13 protein-coding genes are annotated in these 13,597 nt (G+C 57.3%); 9 read left to right on the forward strand and 4 right to left on the reverse strand.

Translation table 11 applies throughout. From position 1 onward, the window contains the following. The 3 genes from Q0D41_RS09930 to mobB all read left to right on the forward strand — a co-directional run. A partial coding sequence (locus tag Q0D41_RS09930; RefSeq protein WP_294378776.1) for a hypothetical protein occupies positions 1–333 on the forward strand: 333 nt, incomplete at its 5' end. A 151-nt stretch (positions 334–484) separates the two neighbouring features. Continuing rightward, positions 485–880 (forward strand): molybdenum cofactor biosynthesis protein MoaE, encoded by a 396-nt coding sequence (locus Q0D41_RS09935; protein ID WP_294378814.1) that lies wholly within the window; start codon positions 485–487, stop codon positions 878–880. Then, the gene (gene mobB / locus Q0D41_RS09940) at positions 873–2,114 is read left to right on the forward strand and encodes a molybdopterin-guanine dinucleotide biosynthesis protein B (RefSeq protein ID WP_294378778.1); all 1,242 of its coding nucleotides are present in this window, start codon (positions 873–875) and stop codon (positions 2,112–2,114) included. The genes Q0D41_RS09935 and mobB overlap by 8 nt, the downstream gene beginning before the upstream one ends. 261 nt (positions 2,115–2,375) lie before the next feature. Here mobB and Q0D41_RS09945 read toward each other — a convergent pair whose 3' ends face one another. Further along, entirely contained in the window at positions 2,376–2,720 is a 345-nt protein-coding gene (locus Q0D41_RS09945; protein ID WP_294378781.1) for a winged helix-turn-helix domain-containing protein, read from the reverse strand. A 400-nt stretch (positions 2,721–3,120) separates the two neighbouring features. On the opposite strand from Q0D41_RS09945, the gene Q0D41_RS09950 reads away from it, so the two are divergent. From Q0D41_RS09950 to moaC, 5 genes are all read left to right on the forward strand, one after another. Then, positions 3,121–4,017, forward strand: a complete 897-nt coding sequence (locus tag Q0D41_RS09950) for an extracellular solute-binding protein (protein WP_294378785.1) — start codon at positions 3,121–3,123, stop codon at positions 4,015–4,017. An 88-nt stretch (positions 4,018–4,105) separates the two neighbouring features. After that, positions 4,106–5,530 (forward strand): molybdate ABC transporter permease subunit, encoded by a 1,425-nt coding sequence (gene modB / locus Q0D41_RS09955; protein ID WP_294378793.1) that lies wholly within the window; start codon positions 4,106–4,108, stop codon positions 5,528–5,530. An 83-nt stretch (positions 5,531–5,613) separates the two neighbouring features. Beyond that, positions 5,614–6,744 carry a sulfate/molybdate ABC transporter ATP-binding protein gene (locus tag Q0D41_RS09960; protein ID WP_294378796.1) on the forward strand — a complete coding sequence of 377 codons (1,131 nt, stop codon included), beginning with the start codon at positions 5,614–5,616 and terminating at the stop codon, positions 6,742–6,744. Between the two features lie 159 nt (positions 6,745–6,903). Continuing rightward, entirely contained in the window at positions 6,904–7,908 is a 1,005-nt protein-coding gene (gene moaA, locus Q0D41_RS09965) for a GTP 3',8-cyclase MoaA (protein WP_294378798.1), read from the forward strand. Positions 7,909–8,142: 234 nt separating this feature from the next. Then, positions 8,143–8,643 carry a cyclic pyranopterin monophosphate synthase MoaC gene (moaC, locus tag Q0D41_RS09970; protein WP_114614752.1) on the forward strand — a complete coding sequence of 167 codons (501 nt, stop codon included), beginning with the start codon at positions 8,143–8,145 and terminating at the stop codon, positions 8,641–8,643. A 70-nt stretch (positions 8,644–8,713) separates the two neighbouring features. On the opposite strand, the gene Q0D41_RS09975 is transcribed toward moaC, so the two are convergent. The 3 genes from Q0D41_RS09975 to Q0D41_RS09985 all read right to left on the reverse strand — a co-directional run bounded on the left by Q0D41_RS09975 (position 8,714) and on the right by Q0D41_RS09985 (position 11,441). Further along, on the reverse strand, positions 8,714–9,193 hold the full coding sequence (locus tag Q0D41_RS09975; protein ID WP_294378801.1) for a molybdenum cofactor biosynthesis protein B: 480 nt from the start codon (positions 9,191–9,193) through the stop codon (positions 8,714–8,716). Between the two features lie 20 nt (positions 9,194–9,213). Next, complete coding sequence (glp, locus tag Q0D41_RS09980) at positions 9,214–10,470, reverse strand: gephyrin-like molybdotransferase Glp (protein WP_294378804.1); 1,257 nt, start codon at positions 10,468–10,470, stop codon at positions 9,214–9,216. 62 nt (positions 10,471–10,532) lie between these two features. Beyond that, on the reverse strand, positions 10,533–11,441 hold the full coding sequence (locus Q0D41_RS09985) for a class I SAM-dependent methyltransferase (RefSeq protein WP_294378808.1): 909 nt from the start codon (positions 11,439–11,441) through the stop codon (positions 10,533–10,535). Between the two features lie 327 nt (positions 11,442–11,768). Here Q0D41_RS09985 and argS point away from each other — a divergent pair, with 327 nt between their 5' ends. Next, positions 11,769–13,493, forward strand: a complete 1,725-nt coding sequence (gene argS / locus Q0D41_RS09990; protein ID WP_294378811.1) for an arginine--tRNA ligase — start codon at positions 11,769–11,771, stop codon at positions 13,491–13,493. Positions 13,494–13,597: the final 104 nt, after the last annotated feature.

Consider the following 13,597-nt stretch of genomic DNA (forward strand, 5'->3'; position numbering starts at 1 on the left):
CCCGCCTTCGCCGAAAGTACTGCAGCGCCAGGCTGCGGGAGGACAGGGCGTCGCGCTCATGCAGGGCGCTTCCGCATTTTAATGGGGCCTATGGGGCCCTTTATTTTTATGGCTCTCTTTTGCGGCATGCCGTCTTGTAGCTCGCGCCAAGCTTTGGCTCGTTTAGGGCGTTTGAATTCTCGTAAGAAGTTTCCCTTTCTTTTGATTTATGCGCTTTGCTGCATGCTGCACATTGCATCTTGCAAGTTGTTGTTTCATGGAGAGGCTGACAGCCTTTTTGCGCTTTGCGTTTTCTTTTTAGCCCGTGCTCTGTTCTCGTTTAGGTATTATTGACGCATGGGCGTTATGGAGCCTCTATGAGGGGCGGAAAGGGGAAATCATGACGATGAACGACATTTCTGATATCGCTTGCAATGACCAGGGCTTTGATGTTGCGGTAGATTTGGGGCCCGGCTGGCGTATCGACGCTGGCGCAGAGCCTTCCATGGACGCGTGGCTCAATAAAGCGAAGCAGGATCCGAATGCTTCTATGGTGGGTATGTATCTCACCCATAATGGCATCGTTCGTGAGACGCCGCGTGCTCAGGTGCGTGCGGCAAATGCCACCGAGGCGGCCGAGGGTGCGGCTCTTGGCAAGGTTGTGTCGATTGACTTCTCGTACAATACCGATGGCCTGATTGAGGCTGTGAAAGCCGCTCGCGAGCTTCCTGGCGTTTTCTATATTCGCGTGTGGCTGAACGAAGGCACGCTGAAGGTCGGCGACTCTATTATGTATGTTCTTATCGGTGCGGATATTCGCCCGCACGCTGTCGATGCTTTGCAGCAGCTTGTCGGCACTATCAAGAATAATCTTGTTGTCGAGCACGAGAATTATGAATAAGGTTCCATTGGATGCCGCTTCGAGTGAATCATCGGCGGAGTTCGTGAAGCGCGATGGGCGCATTCATCGTCCGAGTCCCGCCGTTGCTTTCGTGGGTCGCCATAACTCGGGTAAAACAACACTGCTTGTTCGGGTAATCGCGGAGCTCGTTTCGCGAGGGTTTGATATTGGGTCGATCAAGCATCACGGTCACTGTGATTTCGATATCGACGTGCCGGGGAAAGATTCGTATCGACACCGAGAAGCCGGTTCTCGAGACGTGGTTGTGGTTTCGCCGACACGCATGGCGCGCATCACCGAGCTTGACCATGAAATTGAATGCGACGATATTGTTTCGAGCATGCCCGACCATGATTTGGTGATCGTTGAGGGCTTTCGGCAAAGCGGCCTTGATGTGATTGAAGTGCTGCGTTCGGGAAACGATCGCGACCTTCCCGCTGCCGAAGAATACTGCGAAATCGGTACGGTGCGCGGCGTGACTCCGGTTGCCGTTGTAAGCAATATGGAAAGCGTGCACGCAGCGGCAAAAAGAAGGGGCGTGCCCGCGTTCTCGTTAGAGGATATCGAGGGAATTGCCGACTTCTTACAGGCTGTCTATGTTCGTCCGAAGCTTACCGTCGCCATTCAGGCGGGCGGGGAATCTCGTCGCATGGGACAAAGCAAGGCGACGGTTCCCTTCCTGGGAGAGCCGCTTCTCACGCGAATTGTTGAGAGGGTTGCCTGTGCGGCTGACGAGCTGGTTATCACAACGAACGAGGCGTCGCGCCTTGGGTTCTTGGGCGATTTGGACATCCCATGCCCTTTGAAGCTCGTTCCTGATTCGTTTGAGAAGCGCGGGTCTCTTCGAGGGCTGGCCACGGCGTTTGGTGCGGCGTCTCATCCGCTTGTTGCCGTTATTGCATGCGATATGGTGTTCGCTTCGCCGCGGCTGGCGATTGCCGAGGCGGCAGTGGCGCATTCCGAACGCGTCGATGCCGTGGTGCCTTGCAATAAATTTGGCTATGAGCCATTTCATGCGGTGTATCGTACGAAGCCTTGCCTGGAGGCGACGCATGAGGCGCTCAGTCGCGGCTGCGTTCGTGCGAAGGACTTCTTCGATTTGGTGAACTTGCGGCCGTTTATGTCGGCCGAGGTAACCGAAGCGGTTCCTGAACGTGGATGCTTCATCAATGTGAATACCCCAGAAGAACTTGCCCATATTGAGGCAACTATCATGGCCGAAGGGGATAGGTAGTCGCGCGATTGCCGTGTAGGCGGCGGGGTCGTCCAAGCGGAAGGTTTGCTTGGGATGAACAGCAACCTGAAGTGAGGCGCTCGATTCTGCATACATGGGCAGTGGGCTCAAGCTTTCTTGGCGCAGGCGTCGCGAGCGGGGTGCCTGCTTGGGCGATCTCGCCCTTTGGCTGGGTCGGTGTAATGCGTATAAAGAAACGAGGGGGAAGGCGATTATGGCGCCTTCCCCCTCGTCGTGTTCAAAGGAATGATGTATCGGCCGCTAGAGCGTTTTAAAGATTTCGGGCAAATGACGCTCGGCGTAGGTGTTGACATCGCGTTCAAGCTGCTCGAATGCGGAAAGGAGAAGTGCTCCTTCTTTTGTGAGTGTTGATCCGTGTGCGCCGTCACGATTGATGAGGCTAAAGCCGAAAGCCTCCTCGGTTTGCTTCATGATTCGCCACGCTTTGCTGTAAGCCATGCCCATGTTCTTGGCGGCTTTGTTGAGCGAGCCATCATCGCGCACACCGCGGCAAAGCATGGCGACGCCTCGGCCGAAAACGGCATTGGCCTCGTCGTTGCCAATGCTGAGTTTGACGTGGGGAGAAATATCATCGAGCGTTACCATGGTGGTCCCTTCGACGGTGCGGTGTTGTTGGCAGGGCAGTTTATAGGTGCGAAATGCGCGTTGGCACGTACGCCTGCTTAGGCATATTGTACGCCTTTGCGCAGGTCCGAAAGAGGAAAGACTATTCTTCGGCTGAATAATCGAGGTGTGGTCGATGGGGTTTTGCGTCTTGTTGCCGTGCGGTGCATGCGACGTGGTTGCCAGGTAGAACCTTTATTTCGCTGTAAAAATAATATTTCAAACCGTGGATAACTTCTTGACATCAGAATATACACGATAGAGAATAAACTGCATGAAATACGTCACGTTATGTGCCATTTCGTACCAACGGCGGTATTTCAGAAGAAGGGCTCACTCAAGGGACGGGTGGGGCTCACATCTATCGAAGGAAGGGAATTTCATGGCTAAGGCATGGAAGAAGCTCTCCATTCTCGCGCTTGCTGCCGCTCTTGCAGCCATGGTTGCGATGGTGGGCTGCTCGTCTGAGCAGAAATCTGAAGAAGCGACCGATGAGAAGGCGGCAACTGAAACCACGGCGGAACCGGTAGAGCTGCAGGTTTTCGCGGCGAATTCGCTCTCCAAGGCGATGGAAGAAGTTCAGGCTGCCTACATCGAGGATGGCCACAGCAATGTCACGTTTGCCGACACGCAGTACAAGTCTTCGGGCGAGCTGAATGAGATGCTCGGCGCCGGCTCCTATGCCGATCTGCTGATTTCCGCTTCGAAGGGTTCCATGGACACTGCGGTCAAAGAGGGCTACGTTGACGAGGGCACGCGCGTCGACATGTTCAAGAACGACCTCGTGATTGTCTCCAAGGAGGGCAGCGGCCTTAAGGACGTCACGCTGCAGGATATTGCCGATGGCAAGTACACGTTCTGCGTCGGTGACGAATCTGTTCCGGCTGGCAACTATGCCGACCAGGCCCTTTCTACGGTTGGCGTGTATGTTCCCTCTGGCGATGACGAGGGCAAGACCGGTAAAGACATTTCTGGCAAGAATGGCGCGTTCGCCGAGGGCTACAATCCTGTTCTTGATACTTCCGTAGGCAACGTGTGCAAGCATGCCCAGTCTGGCGATGTCGACGTGGCGTTTGTGTACACTTCTGATGTGTACCGTTTTGGTGGCGTTGAAATTGTTGGTACCGTTCCTGCCGACACGCACAAGAACATCGTGTACCCCGGCGCCATCACCTCTCAGAGCAAGAACGTTGAAGCAACCCAGGAGTTCCTGGATTGGTGCCAGAACAGCGAGAAGGCTCAGGAGATTTGGCAGAAGTGGGGCTTCGAGCTGGCTTAATGACCGTTTGAAAGCTTGCGTGCCAGAAAAGCATGTGATGAGGATGGGCACATTATGTGCCCATCCTCTTTCGTAGTGGGGAATGGATATGCATAAGGCAAAGACGCTTTTCGCAAGGCTTGCTGCGGCGGCAATCGCACTTTCGGTCGCGGTTCCGTTTGGCGTCGCATTCGCCGACGACGCGCTTGGCGATGTGGATACGCCGAATGTCCCGAGCACGGCTTCGAGCGCCGTCGCGTCCGATTCTTCGGTTGATACAACGGGCGTGACCATCTCGAAGAACGGCGATGCGGCCGAAGCGGAAAACAGCAGTTTTGCGATAGTCGATTTTTCCCGGGCCCAAAAAGGCACGAATCGAGACATCGATGGCGAATACCATGGATACTCGTATTTGGTCGGGCGCGATGCGGGAACGTGCGTGCAGCTCGTCGCGGGCGACGATTACGTGGTCGCCTATGTGCCCGAAAAAATTGCGAGGGATTTGGACATCGATTTGACGTCGGCTGCCGACCAAGCGTCACTTAAGGCGATGTTTACGGCTCTCGATGCGGGGCAGGCGGCCGGGTCGAAGGCGCTCTCCAGTTTCGATACGTGGTATTTCACGAACGATAAGGTATTTGAGGAAGGCGCCGTTCGCTTCGAATTCGACCAAGAGGTTTCCGGCAAAACGTACGTGTTCGTTATCGGCGTTGACGGAAGCGACTTGACCGACAGCGAGAACGAAAATTATTTCAAGCCTTCGTTCGCCGATTTTGGTTGCCCCGCTCAGAAGGGCGACGTCGTTATTGAAGAGCAGGCGACGGGCTTCGCTGCTATTGGCGAGTTCTTGTCCAATTTGGATTGGAGCCCTTTGTGGGTGTCGCTTCGCACGACGGGCATCGCGATTGTGTTCATCTTCGTTTTGGGCCTGCTCGCAGCCTATTTCTGTCTCAATATCTCGCCGCGTGCGAAAAACATCTGCGACGTGATTTTCACGATTCCCATGGTGCTGCCTCCTACGGTATGCGGCTTTTTGCTTCTGTACCTTTGCGGTCGCAATACGGCGTTTGGCCAGTTTTGGATTGATATCGGCTTCCCTCTGATTTTCAGCCCCACGGCATGCGTTATTGCGGCTGTGGTGGTGGCATTCCCGCTCATGTATCGGAACGCTTTGGGCGCATTCGAGAGCCTGGACGCGAATATGCTCGATGCGGCACGCACATTGGGATGGAGCAACGCGAAGATTTTCGTTCGCTTGATGCTGCCGCTCTCATGGAGCAGCATTGCCGCGGGCGCCGTGCTTTCGTTCGCTCGCGCGCTGGGCGAATTCGGCGCCACCTTGTTCCTCGCCGGCAATTATCTGGGCGTTACGCGCACGATTCCTATCGCCATTTACTTTGAATGGATGAATGGCAACGATTCCGTCGCGTGGTTCTGGACCGCCGTCATTATCGCTTTCAGCTTCGTGGTGATCTTGTTTATCAACTTATGGAGCAGCCGAACGACGAAATACCGCAAACGCGAGGGGAATTAGGCGCGGCGTTTTGATGCAGCGGCGCGCGGCGTCGCATCTGCGATAATTGCGCGGCATGGTATGAGTGCGAGAAAGGCTTGGCTTTGAGTCTTGAGGTAGATATCGAGAAGAAGTTCAGGGGCTTCCAATTAAGCCAGCAGTTTTCTGCCGGCGATGAAACGCTTGGCCTTTTGGGTGCATCGGGGTGCGGCAAGTCGCTCACGATGCGATCGATTGCAGGAATCGAAAAGCCCGATGCGGGCAAGATCGTAGTGAACGACACGGTGTTTTTCGACAAGGCGTCTGGCAAAAAGGCCAAAGTCGACCTTTCTCCCCAGCAGAGAAAAACGGCGTTGCTGTTCCAGAATTACATGCTGTTCCCGAATTTGACCATTGAGCAAAATGTGGCAGCGGGCTTGCCGAAAGGCGCCACCGCGGCCGAGCGCGCAGAAGCAGTTCATGAGCAGATGCAGCGTTTTGGCCTTTTGGGAATGGAGAAGCGCTACCCCGTGCAGCTTTCGGGCGGGCAGCAGCAGCGCGTGGCGCTTGCCCGCATGCTTGCGGCGCGGCCGGGAATCCTTATGCTCGATGAGCCGTTTTCGGCGCTCGATTCGCACTTGAAAAGCTCGCTTGAACAGAATCTCATCGGTTTGTTCGAGCAATTCGAGGGAACGATTCTCTACGTGAGCCACGATATCGACGAGGCGTTTCGCTTCTGCGATCGCATTGCGGTCGTCGAGGCGGGGCATATTATGGAAATCGGGCCGAAAGAAAACGTCGTGAACGACCCGAAGAGCCTTGCTGCGATTAAGCTATCGGGCTGCAAGAATACGACGCCTGCCGAGTATGTCGACGATGCGCACGTGCACCTGCCCGATTGGGGCATCACGCTTGCTTCGACGAAGCCCGTGCCTCGCAACGTGCGGTGGTTCGGCGTGCGCGCATTCTTCCTGAAACGTGCGAGCGGCCCGGGCGAAAACGTCTTCCGCATGCGCGCCGACCGCGTAAGCGATTCGCGCTTCGAGCGATCGGTCATGCTTTCGTTTCTCGATCACGATCACAATGAGCAAATCGAGCGTGACATTGCCGAAGAAGACGAATCGATGAAATTCTTGAAGCTCCATTTGCAATGGAAGGTCGACAAGTTGGCTGTTGCTGCGAGTGATCTTCCCGAAGAGGGTGATGAGCTGCTTATCGAGATACCGACGGAAAGCATGTATCTCGTATCGCGATAGCGCGGCAGAACGCATTTCGTGACATATGAGTTTGTTTCATGCTGAAACGCCGACCGAATTGAGCCGCGGCGGCGTTTCTTTGTTCTTGCGAGGGTATAATTCCAGGAAAGATAGCCTGGGTTGCGCGTGGGGGCGCGCAAGCCGTCGAAGGGGGCCTTCATGAAAGATTCGCACGGGCGCGTGATTGACTATATGCGCATCTCGCTGACGGATAGATGCAATTATCGTTGCATCTATTGCATGCCGGCCGATGGCGTGACGTCGCTGTGCCATTCCGATATTTTGAGCCTTGAGGAAATTGAGCGCGTGGTTCGCGTTGCGGCGAGCATGGGTATTAAGCGGTTCCGTTTGACGGGCGGCGAGCCCCTGGTGCGCAAGGGCGCGGTTGACTTGGTTCGTGCCATTCATGAGACCCCTGGCGTCGATGACGTTTCCCTTACCACTAATGGCGTGCTTCTGCCGAAGTATGCTGAGGAACTCGCGGCGGCGGGCCTTTCGCGCGTGAACATTTCGCTTGACACGCTTGATCCTGAGCAGTTTCGCTATATTACGCGTCGAGGCGAGCTGCACGAGGCGATTGATGGAATCGAGGCCGCGCTCGCTGCGGGGTTTGACCCTGTGAAGGTGAACGCCGTAACGGTTCGCAGCCTGGGACAGGATTTTCTGGCGTTTGCCAAGATGACGATCGATCGCCCTTTGCATATGCGTTTTATCGAGTATATGCCCGTGGGCGAAAGCGCGGGTTCGCATGGGTGCGGATGGGGCCGCGAGGACGTGATTCCGAGTGAAGAGCTGTTTGATGTTATTAATGAGCGAGCTAAGGCTGAAGGCTTGCCGACGCTTGTGGCGGCGGGCGACGAGAGGCCGAAAGGATGGGGTCCTGCGCGCTACTTCATGTTCCCGGGCGCCCAAGGAACGGTCGGGTTCATTAGCCCGCTTTCGCGTCATTTCTGCAGCGAGTGCAATCGTTTGCGCATGACGGCCGATGGAAAGATTCGCCCGTGCCTGTTCTCGGATGTTGAATACGACATGCGTGCAGCGCTTCGCGGCGACGGTGGCGATGAAGCGATTCGCGCGGTGCTTATGGAAGCGTTGGGGGCTAAGCCCGACGACCACCACGACAGGGTGGGGACCGAGCGGGGCATGTCGCAGATTGGCGGGTAGACCTGGCCGTTCTCGGAGGAAGCCGAGGGCCCGCGAAGACCACGGTCGGCTACCGTTCGCCTTCGGCTCACTATGCGCCGCCCTGGCTGCGTTTCATCTCGGAACGAAGTGCGGAAATGAACGCAGACGACCTCGGTGAGCCCTTCGGCGCACGCGCAAGCTGCACGTTCTAATTTAGTGATGGCTGGGTCAAAGGGACTGTCCCTTTGACCCGTTGGTTTGGAGGAAAGCGATATGACGGAAGAGAAGCTTACGCATATTGACGAGAAGGGCGACGTTCGCATGGTGGACGTCTCTCAGAAGGCCGACACTGAGCGCATTGCCGTGGCGGAGGGCTTTATTTCGATGAAGCCCGAGACGCTTGAGCTTATTACGTCGGGCACGGCGGCGAAAGGCGATGTTCTGGCGTGCGCACGCGTGGCGGGTGTGATGGCGGCGAAGAAGACGAGCGAGCTTATTCCGATGTGCCACCCGCTTATGATCACGAAGGCGAAGGTGAGTTGCGAACCCGTTTTGGCTGGTGAACGTGAAGATGGGCGCGTGGGCATTCATATCACGACGACATGCGGCGTCACAGGCAAGACGGGCATCGAGATGGAGGCGCTGACCGCTGCAAGCGTGGCGTGCCTTACCGTGTATGACATGTGCAAGGCGGTCGATCGCGGCATGGAGATCATGGATGTGCGTCTGCTGAAGAAAGATGGCGGCAAGACGGGCCTGTGGGAACGCAAATAGCGCGCCTGGAACCTGCTAAATGCCTAGAGCATTTAGCAGGTTGGTCGTCGCGTGTTGAGGCGTCGGGCCCTTATTTGTCGTGGCCTTCGCCGGCCATCATGTGGCCCGCGTGGCCGAGCGCACCCACGATGCCTTCCCAGTTTTCGCGAGCGGCTTTTTCGCTGCCCGGCAGATTGATGACGAGCGTGTTGCCGCGCTGTGCGGCGATAGCGCGCGACAGCATCGCGTAAGGCGTGATTTGCAGGCTGTGATAACGCATGGCTTCAGCAATGCCGGGAACCTCGCGGTCGCATACATCGCGCGTGGCTTCAGGCGTGACATCGCGCGGCGAAAGGCCACTTCCGCCGCAGGTGAGCACGATATCGACGCCAATTTCATCGCAGGCTTCGAGAATGCTGCCCGCGATAAGCACGCGGTCGTCTTGGACGACAATGTGGCTGGCAACCTCCCATCCTTCTTTCTTGATAAGTTCTTCGAGGGCCGCGCCAGCGGTATCTTCCTTCATGGAACGCGTGTCGGAGCACGTGATAATGGCGAATTTAAGAGTCATGGGTTTGCCTTTCTTGATAATTAGATAACGGTTCCTTCGGCGATATCCAAAAGCACGCAGGAAATCTCGTCGCCTGCGTGAGCATCTTGCGCTCCTTCGGGCAAAACGGCCATGCAGTTCGTTTTCTGGATGGGACCGAAAAGACCCGAGCTCTGGTTCTTCGCGGGCGTTACGAGAAGCTCGCCCGATTCGCCATGGGAAAGCGTGGCGCGCATGAAGAGCCGGCGGGGATCCTTCTTTTTCTTATCGCAGGTGAGCTTCGCGACGACTGTTGGGTGCTCGAATGCGGTGCGGCCTTGCATTTTGAGCAGGCCTGCGCGAATGATGAGCTCGAAGCCCATATAGGCGGCAGCTGGGTTGCCGGGCAGGCCGAACACCGGCGTGCCATCGACGATGCCGAAGGTTTGGGCTTTGCCGGGACGCATGTTCACGGTGGTCATGAGCAATTCGCCTGCACGCTCCACGACGGGCTTGATGAAGTCGAAGTCGCCGTTTGAGGCGCCTCCCGAAGTGACCACGAAATCGTGCGTTGCCGCCGCTTCGCGAACGGCGGCTTCGAGGGCGGCTTCATCGTCGGGCACGATGTCGAACATGTCCGCTTCGCAACCGGCCGCTTTGGCGCATGCTGCGAGGGCGTAGCTGTTCGAGTTGCGAATGTGGCCAGGGCCAGGAATCTCGCTCGGCGCTACGAGCTCGCTGCCAATGGGAATAACCGCCACGCACGGCTTGCGATAGACCGGCACCTGCAGCACTCCGCAGCCGGCCAAAAAACCGACGCCCGCGGTCGTGATTACTTCGCCTTTGTTCACGACGGTTTCGTCGGCGCGAGCTTCTTCTCCTGCTTCGCGCACGTTGTCGCGTTCTTTGGGTTGCGCGGAAAACGCCACACGGCCGCCAGGCTTGCCGTCGCCTTCCACCACGCTCACGATTTCGTATTTCACCACGGCATCAAAGCAGCTCGGAAGGGCGGCGCCCGTCATGATACGCACGCACTGGCCAGGCTGTGCGGTGCCTTCAAATACGCCGCCCGCAGGCACCTCGTCGATGACTCCGAGCGTCACGGGCGATTCTGCCGTAGCTCCCGCGAGGTCGCATCGGCGTACGGCGTAGCCATCCATGGCCGCATGAGCGAACGGGCTTACGTCAATGTCGCTTTTCAAATCGGCGGCGGCAACGCGCCCCGCAGCGTCGAGCAGGTCAACGGTTTCCGCCTCAAGCGGCGTCACGCGCGAGAGCACGAGCTCGCGCGCCTCCTCCAAAGAAATCATTTTCGTCATGGTCAGTCCCTTCCTTGTGCGACGCGGGCGCCGTAGCGCTCGCGATATTTCTTGATGCGCGGCTACAGTTGGCCGTCTTTCGCGTTCCATGAGATGAACGCCCATGGGACGATGCGCTGATAATCGAGCGTGAGAGGTCCCTGCGGATAGCCCTTTTTATCGGGCATGCCAGCTTCGGGGTTGTTGGCGAGGTGCTCTGCGAGCCATTCGCGAAGGTTAGCCTGTGCTTGGAGCCGCTCGGCTTCGCTCAGATTTGGCGCGCCGATGTCGATCATTTGCGAGAAGTCTCCGAAAGCGTCGTCTTCCGATTCGAATGAATCTTTTCGAGAAGAATGGATGTATCGCACTTCGGGTTCGAATCCCGCTTGGGCAAGCAGGCCAAACGCGTAGATGTAATCGCGATTGAGGGCGGCGTCCACGCCGAGTTCGGCAAGCACGCGAGCGTCGACGCGCGGGGATGTGCCGGTTGTCATGGTGATGCAGCAGCGTCGCCGCGCGATAGTGGAAAGCTTGCGCAGCGCGCTTCGCAGGTCGGCGACTGCGATGGAGCGCGACGCGAATGCGACGTCCGCCACGTTTTCGCGAAGGCCGAATTGGCTCCAGTCGTCTTCCCAGCTCATGTGCAAGGGGAAAACGCTGCCCGGTGCGAGCGCGTCGAGGCTCTCGGCGACCTTGATGCCGCGAAGCGCCATGTTCTCGCGCAGCTTTGCGAGCATGCCGCTGCTGAAATCGCCCACGATGACCTTATGGCCGCGTGAGGCCATCTCTGCGGCGAGCGTGCCCGTGCCGCAGCCCATGTCGAATACGGTTTCACCTGGTTGCACGCGCGCAAGCTCGACGAATGCCTCGGCGTAGAGGTTTTTCGCATCGCGGGAATCGTAGCGTGCGGCCTTTTTGTTCCATCGCTGGCAGTCGTCGGGCGCCTTGGTCGTTTGTTGCAAATGGCGCCATGCCGCGTCGAAATCGATCACGCGATTCCTCCTGCCTGAACTGATTGTTCTTATTCGTGGATATATGATACCCGTTCGCGTTGCCGCCACGCGATTGAATTGCTCTTTTTTGGACACTACGCAGCGGGCAGGGAATGCTTCGGGGGCCAGAAAGGCGTTGAGTTCTGCCGCTCTCGCGAATTCGCCGCACTCGGAAGGTTTTCATATTTGACGTGCTACAATGATTAAGCTTATATACAAATCCAGGCGATCGAGGCTTCCGCGCACGCACGCTCTATGCTGCGCCGCGGCGAAAACCGGATGCAAAAGGGAGCGGTTTCCGCTTCGTAGACGAAAAGGAAGGCATCAATGCAACCACGCGAAGAATTGACTCAGCTTCTTACCAAGGCGTTTGAGGCTGCCCGCGAATCTGGCGCTCTGCCGATTGAGAACATTCCCGAAATTGCGCTCGAGCGTCCGCGCGACGAGGGCCATGGCGATTGGGCCTGCACCGCTGCTCTGCGTTGCGCCAAGGAAGCCAAGAAGAACCCGCGTGAAATCGCGCAGGCGATCGTTGACGGCATTCCCGCGAATGATCTTATCGAGAACATCGAAATCGCAGGCCCGGGCTTCATCAACTTCCGTCTGAAGAACGTTGCCATGCAGGACGTCGTCTCTCAGGTTCGCGAGCAGGGCGCCGATTATGGCAAGGGCACGCAGCCCGAAGGCAAGCGCAAGGTGAATATCGAGTACATCTCCGCAAACCCCACGGGTCCCATGCATGTTGGCCATGGTCGCTGGGCTGCTCTGGGCTCCGCAACCGCAAACCTTATGCGCCATGCCGGCTATGAGGTCTTCGAAGAGTTCTACATCAACGACCACGGCGTTCAGATGGACAAGTTCGGCCTGTCCATCGCCGCTCGCTACCTGCAGCAGCTCGGCCACGAAGATGCCGCTGTTCCCGAGGGCGGCTACAACGGCCTGTATGTGAACGACATCGCGAAAGAAATCATCGATCGCGACGGCAACAAGTGGGAAGACGCCGACGAGCATGAGCGCATGGTTGAGTTCCGTGAGTTCGGCTACGCCTACATCATGAAGATGTTCCACGACATCACCGATCGCTTCGGCAACCACTTCGAGCGTTGGCAGTCCGAGCGCGAAATGTACCTGCCTTCCGACGAATTCGACGGCAAGAGCCCGTTTGAGTACTGCATCGGCAACCTGAAGGACAAGGGCGACATCTACGAGAAAGATGGCGCTGTGTGGTTCAAGTCGTCCGAATATGGCGACGAGAAAGACCGCGTTGTGCGTAAGGCCGACGGCGACTACACCTACTTCGCGTCTGACGTTGCGTACCACTATTGGAAGAAAGAGCGCGGCTTCGACATCCTGATCGATATCTGGGGCGCCGACCATCATGGCTACATCGCTCGCGTCGCTGCCGTTTTGGCCGCCATGGGCTTCCCGGGAGCGCTCGAAGTTATGCTCGGCCAGCTGGTCAACCTCTTCCGCGACGGCAAGCCCGTTCGTATGTCCAAGCGTACCGGCGAAATGATCACCTTCGAAGAGCTCATCGACGAAGTCGGCATTGACGCTACGCGCTACTACATGCTGAGCCGCTCCACCGAGCAGCCGATCGACTTCGATATCGACGTCGCCAAGAAGCAGGACTCTTCCAACCCCGTGTACTACGTGCAGTACGCACATGCTCGCATCTGCAAGCTGCTGCGCGACGAGGCCGGCCATTCTGGTGAAGACAACCTCGACATGGCTGCCGTTGCCGCCGAGGCCATTCCTGCCGATGTTGACCTCTCGTTGCTCACCGCCCCCGAGGAACTGGCCCTTATGCGCAAGATGAGCGAGTTCGGCGATCTTATCGCCCTTGCCGCTCGCGACCGTGCACCGTTCCGCTTGACGCATTACGCTCAGGACCTCGCCAGCCTCTACCATCAGTTCTATACGAACTGCAAGATTCTGAAGGCCGACGACGAGGGTCTGAAGAAGGCTCGCCTTGCTCTGTGCGACGCAGTTCGCGTTGTGCTCGAGCAGACGCTCGGCATTCTGGGCATTTCTGCTCCGCAGCGCATGTAGTTGGGGGGTGCGCCGGCCTGTCGGTCGGGGCATATAGGACAAAAAGTGTGTCTCATCTAGGGGCATCGGCGCAGGTCGATGCCCCTTTCTCGTTCGTTTAAATT

It is taken from the genome of uncultured Slackia sp. (assembly GCF_934630525.1).
In the GTDB taxonomy this organism is placed as follows: domain Bacteria; phylum Actinomycetota; class Coriobacteriia; order Coriobacteriales; family Eggerthellaceae; genus Slackia.

What these genes read in the sequence shown, in the direction of transcription:
- Q0D41_RS09935 (WP_294378814.1), top strand. Translation starts at nt 485, where the DNA reads ATGGACGCGTGGCTCAATAAAGCGAAGCAGGATCCGAATGCTTCTATG.
- mobB (WP_294378778.1), top strand. Translation starts at nt 873, where the DNA reads ATGAATAAGGTTCCATTGGATGCCGCTTCGAGTGAATCATCGGCGGAG.
- Q0D41_RS09945 (WP_294378781.1), bottom strand. Translation starts at nt 2,720, where the DNA reads ATGGTAACGCTCGATGATATTTCTCCCCACGTCAAACTCAGCATTGGC.
- Q0D41_RS09950 (WP_294378785.1), top strand. Translation starts at nt 3,121, where the DNA reads ATGGCTAAGGCATGGAAGAAGCTCTCCATTCTCGCGCTTGCTGCCGCT.
- modB (WP_294378793.1), top strand. Translation starts at nt 4,106, where the DNA reads ATGCATAAGGCAAAGACGCTTTTCGCAAGGCTTGCTGCGGCGGCAATC.
- moaA (WP_294378798.1), top strand. Translation starts at nt 6,904, where the DNA reads ATGAAAGATTCGCACGGGCGCGTGATTGACTATATGCGCATCTCGCTG.
- moaC (WP_114614752.1), top strand. Translation starts at nt 8,143, where the DNA reads ATGACGGAAGAGAAGCTTACGCATATTGACGAGAAGGGCGACGTTCGC.
- Q0D41_RS09975 (WP_294378801.1), bottom strand. Translation starts at nt 9,193, where the DNA reads ATGACTCTTAAATTCGCCATTATCACGTGCTCCGACACGCGTTCCATG.
- glp (WP_294378804.1), bottom strand. Translation starts at nt 10,470, where the DNA reads ATGACGAAAATGATTTCTTTGGAGGAGGCGCGCGAGCTCGTGCTCTCG.
- argS (WP_294378811.1), top strand. Translation starts at nt 11,769, where the DNA reads ATGCAACCACGCGAAGAATTGACTCAGCTTCTTACCAAGGCGTTTGAG.